This is a genomic window from Catenulispora subtropica, from assembly GCF_039531675.1.
GTDB lineage: Bacteria > Actinomycetota > Actinomycetes > Streptomycetales > Catenulisporaceae > Catenulispora > Catenulispora subtropica.
This window is the reverse complement of the sequence record NZ_BAAAQM010000030.1, coordinates 98829-119462: the sequence shown is the minus strand read 5'-3', so window position 1 is coordinate 119462 and position 20634 is coordinate 98829. Positions and strand designations below refer to the sequence as shown.

Below are 20634 nucleotides of genomic sequence, written 5' to 3'. Positions count from 1 at the left end.
GGCGCGGTCGGCGCGGTCGGCGCGGTCGGCGCGGTCGGCGCGGTCGGCGCGGCGGTCGGCCGGGACCCCGAGCTCGGCGCGGAACAGCCGCAGGACGTTGCCGCCGAGCACCGCGGCGACCACCGCTTCGTCCAGGCCGCGGGCGAGCAGTTCGGCGGTGACCAGCGGCAGCCCCGCGGGCCCGGCGAGGCCGGGCAGCGTGGCGAACGGATCGCACCCGGCCATCAGCCCGACCTCGACCCCGCCGGGCAGCACGTCGCGCAGCACCTCGACCACGAAGTCCGGTCCGATGCCGACGTGCTCCGTGCCCGCGACCTTCCCGACGTGCTCGATGTGGTCCGCGAGCCGGGCCAGCGAGGGCTCACCGGGGTCGAGGAACCCCGGGAAGAAGTTCACACACACCACGCCGCCGCCCTCCGCGATCGCGGCGATCCGCGCGTCGGTGAGGTTGCGGTGGTGGTCGCACAGGGCACGCGCCGAGGAGTGGGTGGCGAGCACCGGCCGGGTCGCGAGCTCCAGCACGTGGTCGACACCCGCGGCACCGAGGTGGGAGACGTCGAAGAGCATCCCCATCCGCTCCATCTCGCCGAGCGCCTCGACGCCGGCGGCGGTCAGCCGGCTGCCCGCGGCGTCCTCGGCCGAGCCGTCGGCGAGCGGCGTGCGGCCGAAATGCGCGAGCGAGGCGATGCGCACGCCGAGCCGGAACAGCGTGCCGAACAGCTCGATGTCGGAGTCCACCCCCGGAGCGCTCTCCAGCGCCAGGACCAGCGCGATCCGCCCGGCCGCGAGCGCCGCGTCGATGTCGGCGCCGTCCAGGCACAGGCTGACCTCGTCGGCGTTGCCCTCCGCGATCCGGTGCGCGGCCTCGATCATCCGCAGCGTCTCGCGCAGCGCTCCCTCGGGCCGGTAGGCGTCGTCGATGAAGACCGGGAGCACCTGGACGTCGACACCGCCCTCCCGCAGCTGGGGCAGCCACTGCGCGCGGAAGTACGACGCCCACTGCGCCACCGGCCGCACCACGACGGAACACAGCAGGTCGTTGTGGGTGTCGGCCACCACTGCGCGCCGGTGCAGCTCCCGTGCCCCGGGGTCGAGGCTCGCAAGGCCCCCGGCGGTGTCGATGGTTCGCGGATTCGTCGCCATGCCGATCAGCGTGCCGCAGCGAGCCGGTCCCCGTCCTTGTGCGGGGCGACGAACTTCGGGGAGGGACTTCGTGCGACGGGACGAACGGACAAATCCATTGCGTTCACGCGGCAAGCGTGTCTATCGTGATCACACACATGAAAGGAGGTGATCCTGAGTTGAGTAGTACCAGGACGCGTGAGGTGGCTGTCAGCTAGCCGCCCCGCCCGCGAACGAGGCCGTAGGGCCTCGCCCGGCAGGACCGGGGCGGCGGGCTAATCTCCAACAGTCACCCGGCTCGCAGGCCCACCGGATCGTCCCCGGTGCCTGGAGAGGCGGTCCCGGTGTCGTCGACGCCGTGGGCGGTCTCACCAGGAAGAGGCCTGCGAGCTGTTTTTTCTGGCGTTCTTTTGCCGAATCAGGCTGCGCAGACTCCTTGACAGGCCAACAGGTCTAGTCCAATCTGCGTGCTAGCCGCAGCTCCGGCACAGCAGCAGGCCTCCGCCCACTCGCCACCTCGTGCTGCCTGGAGGACGTCCATGCCCTTGAATCTCAGTTCCCGACGACGGCAACTCCTGGCCGTCGCCGGCGCTTTCGCACTCGCGTCCGCGGGTGTCGTGACAGCCCTCACGGCTGTGCCGGCCACTGCGGCGGCGAGCAACGTGCTGACGAACCCCGGGTTCGAGACGGGGAACCTGTCCGGCTGGACCTGTGACGCCGGCACCGGCGCGGTCGCCGGCTCCCCGGTGCGCTCCGGGAGCTACGCGCTCGTCGGCACGCCGACGAGCTCGGACGACGCTCAGTGCTCGCAGACAGTCTCGGTTCAGCCGAACACCTCGTACACTTTCTCCGCCTATGTCGAGGGTTCCTACGTGTACGTCGGCGTGACCGGCGGCGCCTCCACGTGGACGCCGTCCGCGACGGACTGGCAGCAGCTGTCGGTGACGTTCACGACCACCGCGAGTCAGACCTCTGTCCAGGTGTACGTCCACGGGTGGTACGCGCTGCCCGCCTACCACGCCGACGATCTCGCGCTGACCGGGCCGGCCGGGCCGCCGCCGACGAGCAGTTCCTCGGCGACCACTCCCCCGACCACGCCGTCCACCACGCCCTCCACCACCCCGACGACGCCCCCGACCACGCCGACGACGCCGCCCACGACCCCGACCACCCCGACGACCATCCCCACCACGCCGCCCACCACGCCGACGACATCGCCCGGCGGCGGCACCTGCGCGCTCAAGCCACGGCCGGCCGGCAAGGTGATCCAGGGCTACTGGGAGAACTGGGACGGCGCGATCAACGGCGTGCACCCGGGCATGGGCTGGATCCCGATCAACGACTCGCGGATCCAACAGCACGGCTACAACGTGATCAACGCGGCGTTCCCCGTCATCCTCTCCGACGGCACCGTGGAGTGGCAGGACGGCATGGACGCCAACGTGAAGGTCGGCACCCCGGCCGACTACTGCGCCGCGAAGGCGGCCGGCGCCACGATCCTGATGTCGATCGGCGGCGCGGCCGCGAGCGTCGACCTCAACTCCAGCGCCGCGGCCGACAAGTTCGTCGCCACGATCGTGCCGATCCTCAAGGCGTACAACTTCGACGGCATCGACATCGACATCGAGACCGGCCTCACCGGCAGCGGCAGCATCGGCACGCTGTCCACGTCCCAGGCGAACCTGGAGCGCATCATCGACGGCGTCCTCGCCCAGATGCCCGCCGGCTTCGGCCTGACCATGGCCCCGGAAACCGCCTACGTGACCGGCGGCAGCGTCACCTACGGCTCCATCTGGGGCGCGTACCTGCCGATCATCAAGAAGTACATGGACAACGGCCGCCTCTGGTGGCTGAACATGCAGTACTACAACGGCAGCATGTACGGCTGCTCCGGCGACTCCTACGAGGCGGCCACCGTCCAGGGCTTCCAGGTCCAGACGAACTGCCTGAACACCGGCCTGGTGATCCAGGGCACGACCATCAAGGTCCCGTACGACCACCAGGTCCCCGGCCTGCCCGCCCAGCCGGGCGCCGGCGGCGGCTACATGACCCCCTCGCTCGTGTCGCAGGCCTGGAACAGCGTCGGCGGCCAGACCAAGGGCCTGATGACCTGGTCGATCAACTGGGACGGGTCGAAGGGCTGGACGTTCGGGGACAACGTCAAGGGGCTGGAAGGCCGCTGACGACGGCACCGACCCGCGGGGCTCCACGCCGGACGAGCGTGGAGCCCCCGCCGCCGTCCGTGGCTCTCAGGTCCGCCAGTCCCCGGCTGTGGGCAGCACCGCAAACCCGACCAGGCCCTCGGGCTCCTCGCCGAACACCTGCACATCGCTGACTCGCGCCCTATCCGGGCCGTGCCGCATCCACTCGACCATGTGGGACACCGCGCCCTGCGCCCCTTCGAAGACCGCCTCGACGGTCCCCTCGACACGGTTCCGCACCCAGCCGCTCACCTTCCACGACACCGCCTCGGCGCGGCACTCGTCGCGGAAAAACACACCCTGTACGAGGCCGGAGGCAACAGCGCGTTCGCGGACCGTGGCGGACTGGTCGGCCGCCGATGCGCTGTTCATGGGTCGATTCGACCCAATGCCGGGACCGGCGCGCGCCTGGTCTGAGCCGAACGGGTGACGAGCCGCCGTCGCGCCGGCCGGCTCGCAGGCCGCCCCCTGGCTGGTTCCGCGGCGGGGGTGAGCCCGCCGCGGACCCGCGTTCACGCCCGCCGGTAGGCCTCCTCGCACCACGTGCACAAAGCCTCGAGGTCGGCACGGACCTCCGCCCAGTCCTTCTCCTGCGCGCCGATGGTACGGATCTCGAACGGCACCACCGCAGCGCCTTCCTCTTCGTGCGGGGCGATCTCGCGCATGCCGCCGAAGACCCGCTGCGGCTCGACGCGGGGTTCGCCGTTGAAGACGGACAGAGCGAACGCCCCCAAAGTGATGGCTTCCAGCGTGCCGCTCTGCCGGACACCGTCCTCGTGGAAGGTCCACTCCTCACCGCCCGGCTGCGGGACCTCCTGGTGATCGGCGAGGTTGGTGATGATCGGTGCGTCGCCCTCGCAGCGTGATCTCAAGTAAGCTCGCGCCTCCGCGCAGAGCAGCGGAAAGACGTCGATGAACGCGGACCGGCACAGGACAGCTGTCAGGTTCTTGATCTGCGCGCCCTCACCCTGTACGTCCAGGTTGTCCGCCAGCGCGCAGATCTGCATGTAGGCCAGTTGCAGGTAGCCGCACAGCGCGCGGGTCTCGGCCGAGCCCGCAGCGGGAGCGCCGGGCGTCTCTAGGAACAGTCGGATCTCGCAGTCGGCGAACGACTCGGCCTGGAACAGGCTGAAGCGGGCGCGCACCAGCACCGGGCTGACGTCGTCGTAGTCGGGAATCGGCGCGGCGTCCCGGAGGCGGTCGAAGAAGTGGGGCATACCGGCGAGCGGCACACCAACCGAGTAGTGCGCCAACAAGGTGAAGGTCTCGTCGTAGCCCAAGTTCGGATTCAGCAGTGCGGTATCTCCCGCACCGACCGTCGTCAGTGTCTCGTCCGCGTCGGCCAGCGGGCCCTCTCCGGCGAAGTAGAGCGCGTCGCGAGCCGCCCGGACCGCGTCAAGCTGGGCGAGCACGATGGCCGGCCCCGTCGCGTGGCGTGTACCGATGACGCTGACGGGATCGGTGACGAACTCGATGTTGGAGTAGAGGTTGTCGTCGTTCAGCAGGCGGGCATCAGTGACGAGGGTGAAGCTGGGAACGGTCGTACTGAGCGCGAGATGCGTGTCGCCCTCGATGTAGTCTCCGTCCTCGTCCGTGACAGCCAGGTCCACCTCTAGCTCATAGCCGATCATGCAATTTCCCCCTGTGGTGCGAGTTATATATACGTATATGCATATGACCCTCAAGGTGCGTGCCAAGCTGTTGTCAGCTCGGAATCACGCGCAAGGATGAAGGCGCCGGAAACGACCACGCGCCACGATCGGCCCGTCACTGCGAGCTCTGACATCTCGCCTTCATTCGGCGTCAACCCACGTGCCGTCCGCGTGACCGCCGGAATTGTGGTCGCTGTCACAAGGTGCCTTCTAAGCCGGCCACGGGAGCCGGCTGGACCTTGGGGAGCGCGCAATGGGAATCGGCCACGGCCACCACCATCACCACCACCACGACGACCACTCGCAGGAGGGCCCGGCCGACGTCGCACACCTCCTGGACACGTCCATCGCGGACTCCGACCTCTCGCCCGCCGACGTCTCGCGCCGCGGCGTGCTGCGCAGCGCCGGCATCATCGGCGCCGGGGTCGCGACCGCGGGGGTGCTCGGGGCCGGCTCCGCCGCCGCCTCCGGCGGCGACGACCGTTCCGCGGACCCGGCCGCGCGCTCGCGGAACGACGACGCCGACTACCTGTGGCTGGCCGGCGACCACCACATCCACACCCAGTACAGCCCAGACGGCCAGTACCGCGTGATCGACCACGTCCGGCACGGCAACGCCTTCGGCCTGGGCTGGATGGTCATCACCGACCACGGCAGCGCCCAGCACGCCAAGATCGGCGTGGAGAAGGTGAACCCGGACATCCGCGCGGCCCGCGAGGTCGTCAACGGCACCCTGGTCTTCCAGGGGCTGGAGTGGAACATCCCGGCCGCCGAGCACGGCACCGTGTTCGTGCACCCCGGCGACAACGAGGTCGCGGTGCTGAAGGAGTTCGAGAACTCCTTCGACGGCGTGGTCAACAACGCCACCGCGAGCACCCCGGCCAACGAGGCGCTGGCCCTGGCCGGCGTCAACTACCTGGCCGACGCCGTCACCCGCAAGCGGGTCCGCGACGCCCTGTTCCTGGCGAACCACCCGGCGCGCAAGGGCCTGGACTCCCCGCACGAGATCCGCGGCTGGCGCGACGCGGCGCCGCACATCGCCGTCGGCTTCGAGGGCGCGCCCGGCCACCAGGCCGCCGGCCTGCCCGCCCCGTCCGGCCCCGGCTCGGGTCGCGGCTACTACGACAACTCCCCCAACGCCAGCTCGTTCCCGGGCTACCCGCTGGAGAGCTACCGGACCTTCGGAGGCTTCGACTGGATGACCGCCACCGTCGGCGGCCTCTGGGACAGCCTGCTGGCCGAGGGCAAGCCGTGGTGGATCACCGCGAACTCCGACTCGCACCAGGTCTACGGCGACACCTCGGTGCGCGGCGCCGGCTCGGACTTCAACAACAACGGCTTCTACAACGCCCCCGAGCACGGCGGGAAGCCCGACCTCACCCTCGGCGACTTCTGGCCCGGCTTCTACAGCCGCACGCACGTCGGCGCGCGCGAGTTCGACTACGCCGCCGTGATGAGCGCGCTGCGCGACGGCCGGGTGTGGGTCGACCACGGCGGCCTGATCGACACCCTCGACGTGCGGGCCCGGGTCCGCGGCAGGGGCCGCGGCGTGACGCTGGGCGGCGTGCTGACCTGCAAGCGCGGCGACCGGGTCCAGCTGACGATGGTCATCGACCTGGCCGCCGGTCCGAACTGGGCGCAGTTCGTGCCCCAGTTGGCCCGGGTCGACGTCATCCAGGGCGACGTCACCGGCCCGGCCGGGGACCGCGACGCGTTCAAGGCGCCGAACACCCGCGTCGTGAAGTCCTTCGACATCGACCAGAAGGGCGGCAGCGTCCACCTCACCTACGAGCTCGGCGCCGTCGACCGGCCGGTGTACCTGCGCGTGCGCGGCACCGACGGCAACCGCACCGGGGCCGGCGCGCTCGGCGCGTCGATCGACCCGAACGGGCCGCAGATGGACGTGCTCGGCTCCGCCGACCCGTGGAAGGACCTGTGGTTCTACGGGAACCCGATCTGGGTGCTGCCGAGCTGATGGACCCCCGCTCTGGTTCCGGCGCCCCGCGCGTCGTACGGATCCTGGGTGTGGACGCCGGAAGCGGTTCGCTGGCCGAGGCCGACCACCTGCTCGCCTCCGTGGTGAGCGGGCTCGGCCTGGCCGGCGACCCGGTGGCGGCCACGCACTTCGTCCGCGCCGGCGCCCCGCACATCGCGCTGACCATCGAGGTGCCGGCCGGTGCCGAGGTGGATCCGGCCGCGGTCGGGTCCGTCACGGGTCCGGCGGCGGGCCTGGTCTGGGGCGACCTGCGGCAGGGTCCTGAGGACCGGGTCGAGGGCGCTCTGGCCGCGAGGGCGGAGCACGGCCGCTCGGGCCGTCTGGCGCGGTTCCCGGGGATCAGCACCCTGACCGGCACGGTCACGGTGCGCGAGATCCTCGAACGCAGTCCGATCACCGAGGTCAGCGTCCTGATGGGCGCGGCGGCGGCACCGGACACCGAGGTGGCGACCCGCGACCACGTCCGGCCGCAGTGGCGGGACGGCGCGGTCGTGCTGGTGGTGCAGCCGGTGTCGGACGGCAAGGTGGCGCCGTTCGAGGTGCCGAACCCGACCCCGTGCTGCGCGCAGCACTGATCGACCGCACCTGATCCAGCCGGCCGTGTTCGTGGGGGGAGACGGCCGGCTGGGTCCAGGTGTTCCGAAGGATCAGAGCCCGCGGTCCCGTTCGGCGCCGATGGTCGTGTCCTCGCCGTGGCCGGTGTGAACGACGGTCTCGTCGGGGAGCGCGAAGAGCTTGGCGCGGATCGAGGCCTCCAGGGTGGGACGGTCGCTGTAGGAGCGGCCGGTCGCCCCGGGTCCGCCGTGGAAGAGCGTGTCGCCGGTGAAGACGCAGCCGAGGTCGGGTGCGTAGAGGCAGACGGCGCCGGGCGCGTGGCCGGGGGTGTGCAGCACGTGCAGGGCGGTGTCGCCGACGGTGAGGACCTGGCCGTCGGCCAGGTCGGCGTCCCAGAGCGTGGCCCGCGGATCGTCGGGGCCGCCGTGGGTGAGTTCCCACAGGGGGCGGTCGTCCGGGTGCAGCAGGATCGGGGCGAGGACGCGTTCGCGGAGTTCGGGCGCGACGCGGACGTGGTCGTCGTGCGCGTGGGTGCACACGATGGCCTTGACCCGGCGGTCGCCGACGACGGCGAGGACGCCCTCGACCGAGTGCGGGGCGTCGATGACGACGCACTCGGCGTCGTCGCCGACGACCCAGACGTTGTTGTCGACGTCGAAGGTCTGGCCGTCCAGGGTGAAGGTGCCGGAGGTGACGCCGTGGTCGACGCGGACGGCCATCAGAGGATCACCACGGAGCGCAGCACCTCGCCGCGGTGCATGCGGTCGAAGGCGGCCTCGATGTCGGTCAGGCCGATCTCCTCGCTGACGAAGGCGTCGAGGTCGAGCTTGCCGCGCTGGTAGAGGTCGACGAGCATCGGGAAGTCGCGGCTGGGCAGGCAGTCGCCGTACCAGCTGGACTTCAGGGCGCCGCCGCGGCCGAAGACGTCGATCAGCGGCAGGTCCGGGATCGTCATCTGCGGCGTGGGGACGCCGACCAGGACGACGGTGCCTGCCAGGTCGCGGGCGTAGAAGGCCTGCTTCCAGGTCTCCGGCCGGCCCACCGCCTCGATCACCACGTCCGCGCCGAAGCCGCCGGTCAGCTCCTGGATGGCGGCGACCGGATCGGCGGTGGAGGAGTCGACGGTGTGGGTGGCGCCGAGCCGGGTGGCGGCGTCCAGCTTCTTGGCGTCGATGTCGACGGCGATGATCGGGTTCGCGCCGGCGAGCGCCGAGCCCGCGACGGCGGCCACGCCCACTCCCCCGCAGCCGATCACGGCGACGGACATGCCACGGGTGACGCCGCCGGTGTTGACGGCGGCGCCGATGCCCGCCATCACGCCGCACCCGAGCAGGCCGACCGCGGCCGGGCGCGCACTCGGGTCGACCTTCGTGCACTGGCCCGCGGCCACCAGCGTCTTCTCGGCGAATGCCCCGATGCCCAGCGCCGGAGTCAGCTCCGTGCCGTCCTCGAGCGTCATCTTCTGCGTCGCGTTGTGCGTGGCGAAGCAGTACCACGGCGCACCGCGGCGGCAGGCCCGGCACTGGCCGCAGACCGCGCGCCAGTTCAGGATGACGAAGTCGCCGGGCTCCACCTCGGTGACGCCGGGACCGACGGCCTCGACGATCCCGGAGGCCTCGTGCCCGAGCAGGAACGGGAACTGGTCGTTGATCCCGCCCTCCCGGTAGTGCAGGTCGGTGTGGCAGACGCCGCAGGCCAGCACCCGCACCACGGCCTCGCCGGGACCGGGGTCCGGGACGTTGATCGTCACGATCTCGACCGGCGCGCCCTCGGCCCGCGCGATGACCGCCTTCACCTGCTGCATGGCACTCCTTTGTCAGTCGGCTCGCCCAGACAGGATCGTGCCACACCCGCGGGTGCGGCGGGCGCTATGCGGCGTCAGAGTGCTCATCGGGGGTGTCCTGCCCGGAAACGCGGAAGCGGTCGGGCGACACTTGATCACACCTCGTCAGAGGGCTGCGTTGCTGGGTACCGCGCTGCTGTTGTCGTTCGGACCGTTCCAGGGCGCCGCTTGGTACGATAGGTAAATCAGACTTCTCACAAAGCGCTGTACCGCCGCCATGTTCACCCTGCTCTTCGTCGGCGCCTGCTCCGGCACCGCCGGCAGCCCGCAATGCAAACCATGCGGTGGAGGTGGAAACGTGACAGTCGATTTCCGCGGGTTCGCAGACGCCGCGCTGTGGGCTCGCATAGTCCGGACTCAAGTCTGCATCGACGGGACGTGCGGTACGCCGGAGTCGGTGATACATACCGTTCCGGACGTCCCCGCGGAGAGTTTGGACGTCGCACCGAGCAAGACCGCTGCTCATACACTTGAGGTCACGCTCTTCACCGACAGCGGGAGCGCGAGCACCCTTTCGGGCTCAGGACTGGTCTTCCCTCCGCTGCCGGTGCACGGGTGCTCGTGCGCGACGTGGCATATCGTCTACGATCCGCGACGCGATGCCCTCGTGCACGCCAACCCTCCCCCAACAGGGATGTGACCCCCCTCCAAAACTCGCCTGTAATCGTCCAGCGGCTCGTGACACGTACCTGGTGTAAGGACGACACGCCCTGAACCGTAAGGACGACCGTGGAGATCCGAGCAGAGCTCACTGCGCCAGGCGTGGAGGCCGGGTCCGGCGAGGCCGACTTCACCCGGCTCTATGAACGCGACTATCCGAACATCATGCGGTATCTGCTTCGGCGGGGCGCTCAGGAGGCCGCCGCGGACCTCGCGGCCGAGACCTTCGTGATCGCCTGGCAGCGGCGGGACCAGTGGCGGGGCCTGCCCGAGGAGCGGCAGACCGCTTGGGTGTACGGAGTCGCGCGGCGGGTGTCGGCTAACGCGGTGCGGTCTGGGCGCCGGGCGGCTGGGTTCGCCGAGCGGTTCGCGCACGGCGCCCACTCCGGCCACGCCGACCACGGCGGCCCCGGCATGTTCGCCGTACGGCAGGCCGATCACAGCGACCAGGTCGTCGAGCAGATCGCCGTGGGCCGTGCCTTCGCCCGGCTGTCCGAAGCGGACCGGGAGCTGATCCGTCTCGTCGCCTGGGACGGGCTGACTCCCGCGCAGGTCGCCGAGGTGCTCGGGTGCCGGATCGGCACCGTGAACACGCGGCTGCATCGCGCGCGCCGGCGGCTCAGGGCGCTCATCGGGACCGAACCGGCGGAAGCCGCACGCATCACACCCTTGGAGGGGAGAACATCATGACCGACGCGATCCGCGATCTCGAAGAGCTCATGGCGCCGCTGGACCCCGCGAGCCGCAGCCGGGTCTCCGACGAACAGTTGCTGCGGGACGCCCCGTCGGCGCACGCCTTCCTGCGGGACGCCGTAGCTGTCCCGTCGACGGGCGTGAAGGGGCTGAAGGTGGGGCCCGGGTGGAGCCGGAAGCGGGTCCTCACCTGGGCCATGCCGGGGCTGGCCGTGGCGGTGGCCGGTGGTACCGTCGCTGCGGCGGCACTGCGGGACCACAAGCCCGCGACGGTGCCGAACACCGTCCGCTGCTTCTCCGTGGACCACGTGACCCAGGAGAACCGCCAGTACACCGACACCGCGCCCGCGGCGCAGCCGGGACTGGCGCCGCAGGACCAGTCCGCCGCCGTGGCCGCCGCGGTCGACGCGTGCTCGGGGCTGTGGAAGATCGGGCTGCTGGTACCGGGGCACGCGGACAACACCGCCGCCCTGGCGCATCAGGAGACCAACGACTTCCCGGTGCCGCACCTGGTCGCCTGTGTGCTGGACTCCGGTCAGGCGGCGGTCTTCCCGAGCGCCGACGGCCAGCTGTGCCGGTCCCTCGGGCTGTCGCAGCTCAGCGACCGGAAGCCGGCAGGCGGGTGAAGCCGGGCAGGACCGGGACAGCGGGGACGACGGCGACGGCGACGGCGACGGCGACGGCGACCACAGCATCGTCCGCGATCGTGTGCGGCTGCCTCGCTGTCGCCGTCACCGTCGCCGGCTGCTCAGACAGAAGTACGTCCAAGCCGCCGAACATCGGCGCCATACCGACGATCGGCAGCACCGCGCAGATCGTCCTCCCGCTCGACGCCTACCTGCAGAGCGACGACCAATACAGCGCCACCCTGCGCGCCACCGGCATGCTGACGGTGCGCTGCATGACCGGCTTCGGGCTCGACTACACCCCGGACTTCTCCCGGATGCCCTCCTGGACCGACCAGGGCCGCGCCGCGTTCGGTTTCGTCGACCTCCAGGACGTCCAGCGCGCCGGATACCGGTGGTACACGCCTCGGTACCTCGACATCGATCCGCCGGGCGCGAAGACGGACGCGAAGACGGGTGGGAAGACGGCGCTGCGGCCCGACCAGGTGTCGGTGTTGCAGGGCACCGTGCCGACGTTCGCCGGCAAGCCGGTGCCGCCGGGCGGCTGCAACAAGGTGGCCGACGACGCGGTCCACAAGGGTGAGTCCGGCAACGGGGCCGACAACGACTTCGTGGCCAAGCTGGCGAACGACGCCTTCGTCCAGAGCCAGTCGGACAAGCGGATCACGGACGCGTTCAAGACCTGGAGCACCTGTATGAAGCAGGCCGGGTACTCGTTCGCCAAGCCCGCCGACGCCCAGAACGCGTCGACCGGGATGTCCGACAAGGACCAGATCACCATGGCCGGCGTCGATTTCCAGTGCCGGCAGCGGCAGAACCTGGTCGGGCTGGAGGTCGCGGTGGACGCCGCGTATCAGAAGGCGCTGATCGACAAGAACGCGGAGGCGCTGGCGAACGTCAAGCAGTCGATCGGCATCGAACTCACCAATGCCATGTCCGCGCTGGGCGGTGCGTAGGCCGGGTGGGCACGGTGCCCGCGGGGACGTCCCGACCCCCGCGGGTACCGTGCCGCACCGGAGCCGGCCGGCGCGGTCAGGTGGTGGTGCCGTGCGACGTCGCCAGTTCCCGGGCCGCGTTGTCGGCCTGGACGCTGATCGCCTTGCGCATGTCGTTCAGGGCCTGCGCGTTCTTCTCGATCAGCCGCTGCTGATAGGCCCGGTCCACCGCGAGCTGCAGGGGGACCAGGTTCGCCTTCTGCCGGCACTTCAGGTCGACGGCCGCCATCGTCATCTGGTCGGCCTCGGGCATGGCGAACGCCGCGTTGTTGGCGTCCTTCGGCACGGAGTACTGGTAGCCGGAGGCCGCCATGCACGCGCTCCAGTCCTTGAACGCGGCCAGCACCCGGGGATCGGCCTCGGTCTGCTGGTACGCGTCGTTCTCCAGGTTCTGGACGAACGCGTCGTTCACCCCGGCGCCCGGCTCGCCGGTGGCGAGCTTCTCCGCGGCCTCCTGGTCGCAGCCGCCCTTCGGGACGGTCTTCCCGGCGTACGCCGGCACCGAGCCGACCGCGACCGCCCGCTCCTCCGGCGAGCGCGGCGGGGCCGCGTCCTTCGCGGTGTCACCCACCGTGATCTCACGCGGCTGGAACCACTTGTAGCCGGCGCGGCGGGTGTCGGCGTCGTCCACCAGACCGAACAGGTTGCCGTGGTCACGCCAGGTGGGCAGCCGGCCGAAGTCGGTGGAAGCGGTGAATCCGTACCGTGACATGCACTGGGCAGTGAGGGACAACAAGGCATGGACGCTTGTGGCATATTGGGTGTCGGTCTCGAGATAGTCGTCCAGGGGCAGGACGATGTCCGCCGGGCCGGCGACCACGGGCAGCGCCCCGATGGCCGGTGGGCCCGGCGGGGTGCTCTTCGCCGAGCAGCCCGCCGCCGGGACGACGGCCAGCACCGCACAGCCGGCGAGCACCCGCCGGCACAACTTGTCGAGCATCATCGGACCTTTCGCGGCGAGGCGAGGCTTGGCCCCCGGCGGCAGCGCACCGCCGGAGGGCCGAGGAGTGGATCCGGACGGCCGATGGGTGGCCGTCCGGATCCACGGATGATCCGGATCAGAGCGGTTCAGCTCAGGTCAGGGCGGGGCCGGCCGCACGGGCCGGACCCGTCAGAACCACCGCTGCGAGCTGGTCCGGTCGTTCATCGCGTTGCCGACGTAGGACGAGTCGCTCGTGAACGTGGCCTGCGCGCCACCCTCGTTGATGTCCTCGTAGATGGTGGTCCAGCAGTTGCCGTAGACGCGCAGCGACGACACCACGTCGTTCCAGCCGCCCGGCATCGAGTTCCAGTACCAGGACTGCCCGTCGCGGCAGAAGTTCGCGTCCCCGGTGGTGGCGGTGTTCGAACTGCCCGAGTAGCCGGCGTCCACGTAGTCCACGCCCATGGCGTAGCTGGACATCGGCCGGACGGAACCGTTCACGGAGCTGCCCGCGGTGGCGGCGTTCGCCGTCCCGGACAGGCCCAGGGTGGCCGTCAGCGCGGCCGTGGTCAGCACGCCGGCGACGGCGAGCCTCATCCGATGCTTTGTCATGTCGTTGTGCTCCTGATGTCAGGCCACGTATATGTGGCTGTCTGCGCACGGGCATGGTGCTTGGAGCATGCGAGACGGCAACCCCCGTTTGCGCCGGACGGAAGAGCCGCCGGTACCGTGAATCAGTATTCTGAGTTACTCTCGGTGGTGTCAACCGGTCTCGCGGCGGGGGCCGCACGGTCAGGGCCGGTGCGGACCGGCTCCGACCAGGGCAAACGGGGGGACGTTGAGGATTCCTGAAACGCGGCGTGGCGCGCTTCCCGAAGCGCGGCCGGCGGCCGTGGACATCGCCCGTTCCGCCGGGCCCACCGGGCCCGGCGAGCACTCTGAGCACTCTGAGCACTCTGAGCAGGCCGGATCCGGGGCCGCGGAACCCGAACCGGCCCCTTCGGCCGCGACGGTGGCGGGCCTCACCGCGACGGTGCGCCGGCAGCGGCTGCTGCTGTGGGTCACCGTCGTGGCCACCGTCGCCTCCGGCGGCGGCCTGGCCGCGTCCACCCTGATCAGGTCGCCGGCCGAACAGGCCGCGCGGAGCGGCGCCCCGGCCCCGAACGTGCTCACCGCGCCGGTGGTCCGCAGGGTCCTGTCCAACGCCGTGATCCTGCGCGGCACGGTCGGGCCCCGCTCCTCGATCCCGGTCACCCCGGTGAAGGCCGCCGCGGCCGGCGACGGCGCGCAGCTGCTGGTGACGGCCCTGCGCAAGAAGCCCGGCGACGCGGTCGGACCCGGCGACGTGATCATCGAGGTGTCCGGCCGGCCGGTGATCGCGCTGCCGGGAAGCGTCCCGGCCTACCGGGACCTGCGCCCGGGCGCCGACGGCGCCGACGTGGCCGAACTCCAGGACGCGCTCAAGGCCCTGGGACACCCGTGCGCACCTGACGCCCACGGCCACTTCGGCGCCGGCACCAAGGCCGCCCTGACCGCGCTGTACGCGCACCTCGGGTACGACGTGCCGACCACCGGCGGACCCGGCGACCGCGAGGACAAGGCGGCGCTGCAGGCCGCGGCGAACGCGGTCGTCACGGCGCAGCGGACGGTGGCCACGGACCAGACCGCCGTGGACCGCGCCAAGGCGGCGCTCGACGCGGCGAAGAAGGCCGCCGCGAGCCCGTCGTCCGGGACGCCGTCGTCCGGAGAACCCTCGGCCGGTGCCCCGCCGGGAGGCGGCAGCGGTGAATCGCCGGTGCGGGCCGCGCAGGACACGCTCGACACGGCGCGGACCACGCTGTCCTACGCGCGGGCGGATCTGACGCAGGCCGAACAGAACCACGCGGATCTCGTCGCGGCGACCGGGCCGATGCTGCCGGTATCCGAGGCCGTGTTCGTCCCGACGTTGCCGGTGCATGTGGAGAAGGTCAACGGGCAGCCGGGATCCGTGGTCGCCGCACCGCTGGTCACCCTGGCCGGCGGCGACCTCGCCGTCACGGCGATGCTCAGTTCGGCGCAGCAGGAGCAGGTCAAGCCCGGCATGCGCGCCGAGCTGCTGGCCGAGGCCCAGGGCGGCGCACCGGTCGGCGGTACGGTCGGCACCGTCGGGCCCTACACCGCGGGGGCGTCGGGCGACGGGCAGTCGGGGCCGTCCGGCCAGTCGGAGCAGTCCGGGCAGTCGGGGCAGTCCGGCGGCTCCTCCGGCGGGAACGGCTCGAACCAGCCGGGCCAGACCGTCGCCGGGTTCCCGGTGACGATCGTCCCCGACGCGCCGCTGCCGGCCGGCTGGAACGGCTCGAACATCCGGGTCACGGTGACGTCGGCGGCGACCCCGAAACCGGTTCTCGTGGTGCCGCTGTCCGCGGTGACGGCCCAGGCCGACGGCAAGACGGTGGTGACCGTGGCGACGGACGGCGACGGCGGACGGCGCAGGGTCCCGGTGTCGCCGGGGGTGTCGGGGGACGGATTCGTCGAGGTGACGCCGGACGATCCCACCGCGCTGACGGAGGGCACGCCGGTGATCGTCGGAACGGCCGGTGGGTCATGAGCGACCCTGCCATCCCGATGCCCGCACTCGCCCTGCGCGCCGTGACCCGCACCTATCCCGGGCCGCCTCCGGTCCACGCGCTGCGTCCCACGGACCTGACCGTCATGCCCGGCGAGCACGTGGCGATCGTGGGGCCGTCGGGCTCGGGGAAGTCCACGCTGCTGAACCTGTGCGGTCTGCTGGACCGGCCGACATCCGGGAGTCTGAGCATCGCCGGGGTCGACGTCGCGGGACTCGGCGACGGCGAGCGCGCGGCGTTGCGGGGGCGCCGCATCGGGTTCGTGTTCCAGTCCTTCCACCTGATGCCCTATCGCACGACCGTGGAGAACGTCATGCTCGGCCTGCTCTACGTCGACCGGCGATCGAAGGCGGAGCGGCGTGCCGTCGCCGTCAGCGCCCTGACCCGGGTGGGGCTGGCGCATCGGCTCGGCGCGACGGCCTCGACGCTGTCCGGCGGCGAGCGGCAGCGGGTGGCCATCGCGCGGGCGCTGGTCAGCGAACCCGCGGTGCTGCTGGCCGACGAGCCGACCGGGAACCTCGACTCGGCCACCGCCGACGCGGTCATGGACCGGCTCACGGCCCTGGTCGCCGAAGGGCTGACGCTCGTGATGATCACCCATGACCCGGCGGTGGCGGCACGGGCGCCGCGGCGGATCACGATCCACGACGGCCGGCTCACCGCGGACGTCACGGATGCCGACGACGACACCGACCCTGACACCGATCCCGACACCGACCCCGACACCGATCCCGACCCCGACACCGACACCGACACCGAGGGCCCGCGCCCCCGGCGACCGCGCAGCACGACCCGCGCCCGGCTCGCGGTGGCCGACCGATGAGCCGCCGCACCGCCCCGGCCGTCGTCACCGTCATCGCCCCCTGCCGTCCCCGCCTGCGCGAACTCTCCGCCGAAGCGGTCGCCGGGCTGGTCCAGCGCCCGGCCCGCACGGTGCTGACGATGCTCGGCACCGTGCTGGGAGTGGGCGCCTTCGTCGCGATCCTCGGCCTGACCTCCACCGCCGGAGGCCAGGTGTCCGCGGCGTTCACCGTGCTGTCCGCGACCCAGGTGTCCGTGGACGACGTCGGCGATTCCGCGACCGAGCAGGCGCTGGCCGCGACCGGCCGCTACGACTTCCCCGCCGACGCCGACGCCATCGCCGAGCGCCTGCACGGAGTGGTCCACGCCGGGGTCTGGTGGCAGGTCACGGGCCCGAGTGCCAGTGCCCTGGCGGTGACCGCCGTCCCGACCGCCGCGAGCAGCGGCGGCAGCAGCGGCGCTCCCATGGTCACCGTCTACGCCGCCGACCCGGAGGCCCTGGCGGCGATGGACCCCACCGTCACCGTCGGGACGACGTTCAACGCGTTCCACGACAGCCGCCGCGAGCACGTGATCATGCTCTCCGCGCCGGTGGCCGCCCAGCTGGGCGTCTCCCGCCTCGACGCCCAGCCCGCCGTCTTCCTCGACGACGTCGCCTACACGGTCGTCGGCGTCTACACCCGGGTCGCCCGCCAGCCCGAAGTCCTGCTGGGCGCGGTGATCCCGGCCGGCACGGCGCGCGCCGACTTCGGCCCGCCGTCCCCGACGTCCCCGGCGACGATGCTCGTCCAGACCCGCCTCGGCGCGGCCCCGCAGACCGCCGCCGACATCGCCACCGCCCTGCGGCCGGACCGTCCGGCGCTGTTCCGCGTCGTCCCCCCGCCGGACCCGCACTCGCTGAAGGACGACGTGCTGGGCTCGCTCAACGCGCTGTTCCTGCTGCTGGCCGGGGTCACCCTGGTCATCGGCGCGGTGGGCATCGCGAACACCACCCTGGTCTCCGTCCTCGAACGGTCCGGCGAGATCGGCCTGCGACGCGCCCTGGGCGCCCGCCCCCGCCACATCGCGTTCCAGTTCCTCGCCGAGTCCACCGTGATCGGCGCCCTCGGCGGCCTGATCGGCACGGCCCTCGGCATCGGCGTCACGGTGGCCGTGGCGCTGGTCCGGCACTGGACGGCCGTCCTCGACCCGGCGCTGGTGCTGCCCGCGCCGGCGATCGGAGCCGTGGTCGGGCTGCTGGCGGGGACGTATCCCGCTTTGCGCGCCGCGGCCGTGGAGCCGGTGGAGGCGCTACGGCGATAGCCGGGTGTCAGCCCACGATAGGGAAATCAAAGTACGTATCCGGATACGGCTCGTCGCTGAGCGTGTAGTGCCACCACTCGCAGTCGTACCGACGGAAACCGCAGGCTTCCATGATGGAACAGAGGTGTTGGCGGTTCTGCGCTTCGACGTGGGTGATCCCTTCCGCTCCGTGGTGGGAGACCGGGTCCATCAGGTCGTGGTCTCCTCCCATGGGCGCGAGTTCGCCGGTGGCCAGGTGGTAGAGCGTCAGGTCGACGGTGCTGCCCCGGCTGTGGCCCGACTTGGCGGCGACGTAGCCCTTCTCGAACATCTCGGCTCTGTCGATGTTCGGGTAATGACGTGGCTTGGTCCGGCCGTCCTCCGGCTCCCGCGACCAGCGCAGGAAGCGGTCCACGGCGCGTTGCGGCCGGTAGCCGTCCCACAGCAGCAGACCGAAGCCGAGTGACTCGGCCTTCTCCCTGGCGCGGTCGAGGGCCTCGCACAGGGCCGTCGTTCCGACGATGCGGTTGGCCAGGTATCCGTCCACCGGCCTGCCGGTGAAGTTGTCCCAGGTGGCGTACTTGGCGTCCCAGCGTATTCCGGGGGCGAGCTCGTCCACGAAGACGAAGCCGTCGTTCATCGCAGCTTTCCCGTCAACGTCAGCGCCACCAGGCGGTCGATCACGTCGGACGGCGGCAGCCCGGCGGCCGTCATCATCCGCGGGTAGCGGCTGTACGAGGTCATGCCGGGCAGCGTGTTGACCTCGTTGAGGACCACCGTTCCGTCGTCCTTGAGGAACAGGTCCACCCGCGCCAGGCCCCGGCATCCCAGGGCGCGGTAGACGGTCTTCGCGGTCTCCTGGACGAGCGAGCGTGCCTCGGCCGGGATGTCCGCGGGCACGATGAACGTCGAGTTCTCCGAACCGGTCTCGGGTGTGCTCTCCTGGTGGATCCGGAAGAATCCGTGGGACAGGGCGACGCGGTCGACCTCGCCGGCGATCAGGTCCAGGTCGTTGCCCAGGATGGCGCAGCCGACCTCGCTGCCGGCGACGGCCTCTTCGATCAGCACCTTCGAGTCGTAGCGCCGCGCGGATTCCAGGGCGCCCGGCAGTTCTTCCCGGTGAGACACCTTGCTGACGCCGAAGGAGGAACCCGAGCGCGCCGGTTTGACGAAGACGGGATACGTGAGCTGGTCGGGGTCGACGCTCTCGTTCGGCGTGACGGTCCAGAAGTCCGGCGTGGCGACGCCCGCGTTCCGGGCGACGACATAGGTGAGGGACTTGTCCATGCACAGGGCGGAGCTCTGGATGTCGCAGCCCGCGTAGGGGATGCGGGAGAGCTCGAACAAGCCCTGGATCGCGCCGTCCTCGCCGAGCTTGCCGTGCAGGACGGGAAGCACCACGTCCAGGCGGATCGTTTCGAAGCTTCCCCGCTCCAGGACCAGTAGTCCGTGGACACTGCTGTCCGGCGACAGGATCACCGGCCGGCCGCCGCTGTTCTCCCAGTCCCCGTCCGGGCTGTCGCAGAGTCTCCAGGCGCCGCTCTGGGTGATCCCGATGAAGAAGGGCTCGTACTTCTCGGGGTCGAGGTGCTTGGCGATCTCTCGTGCGGACTTGACGGAGACGGGGTGTTCTTCGGAGCGGCCCCCGAAGATGATGCCGATCCTCAGCTTATCCATGGTGGTTCCCGCTTTCGTATCGCAGACAGTTGATGATGGAGTTCTCGACCGCGTCGCTCAGGGCGTGGTCGGTGAAATAGGCGGTGTGCGGACTGATGAGCACGTTCGGCAGCTCTTGCAGCCGCAGCAGCGGCTTGCTGTCGATGGGCCGGTCCCGGCAGTCGGCGTAGAAGACCCCTTCCTCGCCTTCGAGGACGTCCAGCGCCGCGCCGCCCAACCTGCCGCTTTCCAGCGCCGAGAGGAGGGCCTCGGTGTCGAGCAGCGGACCGCGTCCGGTGTTGATGACGAAGGCGCCGGGCTTCATCCGCTCGATCCGTCGCCGGTTCAGGAGATGGTGCGTCTCGGCGGTGAGCGGCGTGTGGAGGGTGACGATGTCGCTCTGCTGGAGCAGCTCATCGAGCGGTACGTAGTCGGAGAAGGTCTTGGGGCGGCTGTCGTGGGCCAGGGTTCGGCAGCCGAAGCCGCGAAGCCTGGCCATGACCGCGGTGCCGATGCGCCCTGTCCCGATCACTCCGACGGTCAGGTCCCGCAGCTCTTTCCCGCGGACGTCGGGCAACCGGTAGTCGTGGACGTCACCGCGCCGGACGATGGACTTGGCGTTGCGCACCGCCATCAACATCAGCATCAGCGTGAAGTCCGCGACGCTGTCCGGCGAGTACGCGACGTTCTCGACGGAGATGCCGACGCTCTCCGCGTGCGCCACGTCGATGTGGTTGTATCCGATGCTCCTGGTGGAGATGTAGGTGACGCCGGCGCGGCTGAGCGCGGTGAGCGTGGCCTGTGTGACGCGCGTCTTGTGGCCGACGCTGATGCACCGGTTCCCGCGCGCCAGCTCGGTGGTGGCTTCAGAGACCGCTACCTCGGTGATGGTCGGCACCACGCCGAAACGAGGCGCGAGTTCGCGGAACAAGGCGGCTTCGTCCTGCTCGCATCCATAAACCGTGATTCCTGCCCTGAAGGTCATGGCCTCCAGTCAAGGAAGCACGGTGTTGCCAGCACGTATG

19 protein-coding genes are annotated in these 20634 nt (G+C 71.0%); 9 read left to right on the top strand and 10 right to left on the bottom strand.

Annotated features, from left to right (window positions below):
- On the bottom strand, window positions 1-1143 hold a 1143-nt coding region (locus tag ABD466_RS25140; RefSeq protein WP_344659622.1), incomplete at its 3' end, for a dipeptidase.
- A 518-nt stretch (window positions 1144-1661) separates the two neighbouring features.
- Between ABD466_RS25140 and ABD466_RS25135 the strand changes: the two genes are divergently transcribed.
- Window positions 1662-3305 (top strand): carbohydrate binding domain-containing protein, encoded by a 1644-nt coding sequence (locus ABD466_RS25135; protein ID WP_344659621.1) that lies wholly within the window; start codon window positions 1662-1664, stop codon window positions 3303-3305.
- A gap of 66 nt (window positions 3306-3371) precedes the next feature.
- Here the strand turns inward: ABD466_RS25135 and ABD466_RS25130 are convergent, their stop codons facing one another.
- Window positions 3372-3695 (bottom strand): acylphosphatase, encoded by a 324-nt coding sequence (locus ABD466_RS25130; RefSeq protein ID WP_344659620.1) that lies wholly within the window; start codon window positions 3693-3695, stop codon window positions 3372-3374.
- A gap of 140 nt (window positions 3696-3835) precedes the next feature.
- On the bottom strand, window positions 3836-4954 hold the full coding sequence (locus ABD466_RS25125) for a hypothetical protein (RefSeq protein WP_344659619.1): 1119 nt from the start codon (window positions 4952-4954) through the stop codon (window positions 3836-3838).
- Window positions 4955-5228: 274 nt separating this feature from the next.
- On the opposite strand from ABD466_RS25125, the gene ABD466_RS25120 reads away from it, so the two are divergent.
- Together ABD466_RS25120 and ABD466_RS25115 are read left to right on the top strand one after the other, a co-directional pair.
- Window positions 5229-6950 (top strand): histidinol-phosphatase, encoded by a 1722-nt coding sequence (locus ABD466_RS25120; RefSeq protein WP_344659618.1) that lies wholly within the window; start codon window positions 5229-5231, stop codon window positions 6948-6950.
- Window positions 6950-7546, top strand: a complete 597-nt coding sequence (locus ABD466_RS25115; RefSeq protein WP_344659617.1) for a hypothetical protein — start codon at window positions 6950-6952, stop codon at window positions 7544-7546. Before ABD466_RS25120 ends, ABD466_RS25115 begins: the two co-directional genes overlap by 1 nt.
- A 72-nt stretch (window positions 7547-7618) precedes the next feature.
- Here the strand turns inward: ABD466_RS25115 and ABD466_RS25110 are convergent, their stop codons facing one another.
- The gene (locus ABD466_RS25110) at window positions 7619-8245 is read right to left on the bottom strand and encodes an MBL fold metallo-hydrolase (protein ID WP_344659616.1); all 627 of its coding nucleotides are present in this window, start codon (window positions 8243-8245) and stop codon (window positions 7619-7621) included.
- Complete coding sequence (locus ABD466_RS25105) at window positions 8245-9330, bottom strand: S-(hydroxymethyl)mycothiol dehydrogenase (RefSeq protein WP_344659615.1); 1086 nt, start codon at window positions 9328-9330, stop codon at window positions 8245-8247. The genes ABD466_RS25110 and ABD466_RS25105 overlap by 1 nt, the downstream gene beginning before the upstream one ends.
- 768 nt (window positions 9331-10098) lie before the next feature.
- Between ABD466_RS25105 and ABD466_RS25100 the strand changes: the two genes are divergently transcribed.
- The 3 genes from ABD466_RS25100 to ABD466_RS25090 are packed head-to-tail and all read left to right on the top strand — an operon-like array spanning window position 10099 to window position 12304.
- Window positions 10099-10719 carry an RNA polymerase sigma factor gene (locus ABD466_RS25100; RefSeq protein ID WP_344659614.1) on the top strand — a complete coding sequence of 207 codons (621 nt, stop codon included), beginning with the start codon at window positions 10099-10101 and terminating at the stop codon, window positions 10717-10719.
- The gene (locus ABD466_RS25095) at window positions 10716-11348 is read left to right on the top strand and encodes a hypothetical protein (RefSeq protein ID WP_344659613.1); all 633 of its coding nucleotides are present in this window, start codon (window positions 10716-10718) and stop codon (window positions 11346-11348) included. Before ABD466_RS25100 ends, ABD466_RS25095 begins: the two co-directional genes overlap by 4 nt.
- Window positions 11345-12304, top strand: coding sequence for a hypothetical protein (locus tag ABD466_RS25090; RefSeq protein WP_344659612.1), 960 nt, complete (start codon window positions 11345-11347; stop codon window positions 12302-12304). Before ABD466_RS25095 ends, ABD466_RS25090 begins: the two co-directional genes overlap by 4 nt.
- Window positions 12305-12380: 76 nt before the next feature.
- Here the strand turns inward: ABD466_RS25090 and ABD466_RS25085 are convergent, their stop codons facing one another.
- Both ABD466_RS25085 and ABD466_RS25080 read right to left on the bottom strand, forming a co-directional pair.
- Window positions 12381-13283: a hypothetical protein gene (locus ABD466_RS25085; RefSeq protein WP_344659611.1), complete on the bottom strand. Its 903-nt coding sequence runs from the start codon at window positions 13281-13283 to the stop codon at window positions 12381-12383.
- A 171-nt stretch (window positions 13284-13454) separates the two neighbouring features.
- Complete coding sequence (locus tag ABD466_RS25080) at window positions 13455-13877, bottom strand: hypothetical protein (protein WP_344659610.1); 423 nt, start codon at window positions 13875-13877, stop codon at window positions 13455-13457.
- Window positions 13878-14157: 280 nt separating this feature from the next.
- Between ABD466_RS25080 and ABD466_RS25075 the strand changes: the two genes are divergently transcribed.
- The 3 genes from ABD466_RS25075 to ABD466_RS25065 are packed head-to-tail and all read left to right on the top strand — an operon-like array spanning window position 14158 to window position 17974.
- Window positions 14158-15852, top strand: coding sequence for an efflux RND transporter periplasmic adaptor subunit (locus tag ABD466_RS25075; RefSeq protein ID WP_344659609.1), 1695 nt, complete (start codon window positions 14158-14160; stop codon window positions 15850-15852).
- Window positions 15849-16694 (top strand): ABC transporter ATP-binding protein, encoded by an 846-nt coding sequence (locus ABD466_RS25070; protein ID WP_344659608.1) that lies wholly within the window; start codon window positions 15849-15851, stop codon window positions 16692-16694. The genes ABD466_RS25075 and ABD466_RS25070 overlap by 4 nt, the downstream gene beginning before the upstream one ends.
- Complete coding sequence (locus tag ABD466_RS25065) at window positions 16691-17974, top strand: ABC transporter permease (protein WP_344659607.1); 1284 nt, start codon at window positions 16691-16693, stop codon at window positions 17972-17974. Before ABD466_RS25070 ends, ABD466_RS25065 begins: the two co-directional genes overlap by 4 nt.
- A gap of 7 nt (window positions 17975-17981) precedes the next feature.
- Here ABD466_RS25065 and vanX read toward each other — a convergent pair whose 3' ends face one another.
- Genes vanX through vanH form a run of 3 tightly spaced genes read right to left on the bottom strand, consistent with a single transcriptional unit; the run spans window position 17982 to window position 20594 of the window.
- Window positions 17982-18593, bottom strand: coding sequence for a D-Ala-D-Ala dipeptidase VanX (gene vanX / locus ABD466_RS25060; RefSeq protein WP_344659606.1), 612 nt, complete (start codon window positions 18591-18593; stop codon window positions 17982-17984).
- Complete coding sequence (gene vanA / locus ABD466_RS25055) at window positions 18590-19630, bottom strand: D-alanine--(R)-lactate ligase (protein WP_344659605.1); 1041 nt, start codon at window positions 19628-19630, stop codon at window positions 18590-18592. Before vanA ends, vanX begins: the two co-directional genes overlap by 4 nt.
- Entirely contained in the window at window positions 19623-20594 is a 972-nt protein-coding gene (gene vanH, locus ABD466_RS25050; protein ID WP_344659604.1) for a D-lactate dehydrogenase VanH, read from the bottom strand. Before vanH ends, vanA begins: the two co-directional genes overlap by 8 nt.
- Window positions 20595-20634: the final 40 nt, after the last annotated feature.

Coding starts and splice junctions, on each gene's coding strand:
- vanA (WP_344659605.1), bottom strand. CDS start 19,630: ATGGATAAGCTGAGGATCGGCATCATCTTCGGGGGCCGCTCCGAAGAA.
- ABD466_RS25120 (WP_344659618.1), top strand. CDS start 5,229: ATGGGAATCGGCCACGGCCACCACCATCACCACCACCACGACGACCAC.
- ABD466_RS25110 (WP_344659616.1), bottom strand. CDS start 8,245: ATGGCCGTCCGCGTCGACCACGGCGTCACCTCCGGCACCTTCACCCTG.
- ABD466_RS25095 (WP_344659613.1), top strand. CDS start 10,716: ATGACCGACGCGATCCGCGATCTCGAAGAGCTCATGGCGCCGCTGGAC.
- ABD466_RS25080 (WP_344659610.1), bottom strand. CDS start 13,877: ATGACAAAGCATCGGATGAGGCTCGCCGTCGCCGGCGTGCTGACCACG.
- ABD466_RS25125 (WP_344659619.1), bottom strand. CDS start 4,954: ATGATCGGCTATGAGCTAGAGGTGGACCTGGCTGTCACGGACGAGGAC.
- ABD466_RS25070 (WP_344659608.1), top strand. CDS start 15,849: ATGAGCGACCCTGCCATCCCGATGCCCGCACTCGCCCTGCGCGCCGTG.
- ABD466_RS25115 (WP_344659617.1), top strand. CDS start 6,950: ATGGACCCCCGCTCTGGTTCCGGCGCCCCGCGCGTCGTACGGATCCTG.
- ABD466_RS25130 (WP_344659620.1), bottom strand. CDS start 3,695: ATGAACAGCGCATCGGCGGCCGACCAGTCCGCCACGGTCCGCGAACGC.
- vanX (WP_344659606.1), bottom strand. CDS start 18,593: ATGAACGACGGCTTCGTCTTCGTGGACGAGCTCGCCCCCGGAATACGC.
- vanH (WP_344659604.1), bottom strand. CDS start 20,594: ATGACCTTCAGGGCAGGAATCACGGTTTATGGATGCGAGCAGGACGAA.
- ABD466_RS25105 (WP_344659615.1), bottom strand. CDS start 9,330: ATGCAGCAGGTGAAGGCGGTCATCGCGCGGGCCGAGGGCGCGCCGGTC.
- ABD466_RS25085 (WP_344659611.1), bottom strand. CDS start 13,283: ATGCTCGACAAGTTGTGCCGGCGGGTGCTCGCCGGCTGTGCGGTGCTG.
- ABD466_RS25065 (WP_344659607.1), top strand. CDS start 16,691: ATGAGCCGCCGCACCGCCCCGGCCGTCGTCACCGTCATCGCCCCCTGC.
- ABD466_RS25135 (WP_344659621.1), top strand. CDS start 1,662: ATGCCCTTGAATCTCAGTTCCCGACGACGGCAACTCCTGGCCGTCGCC.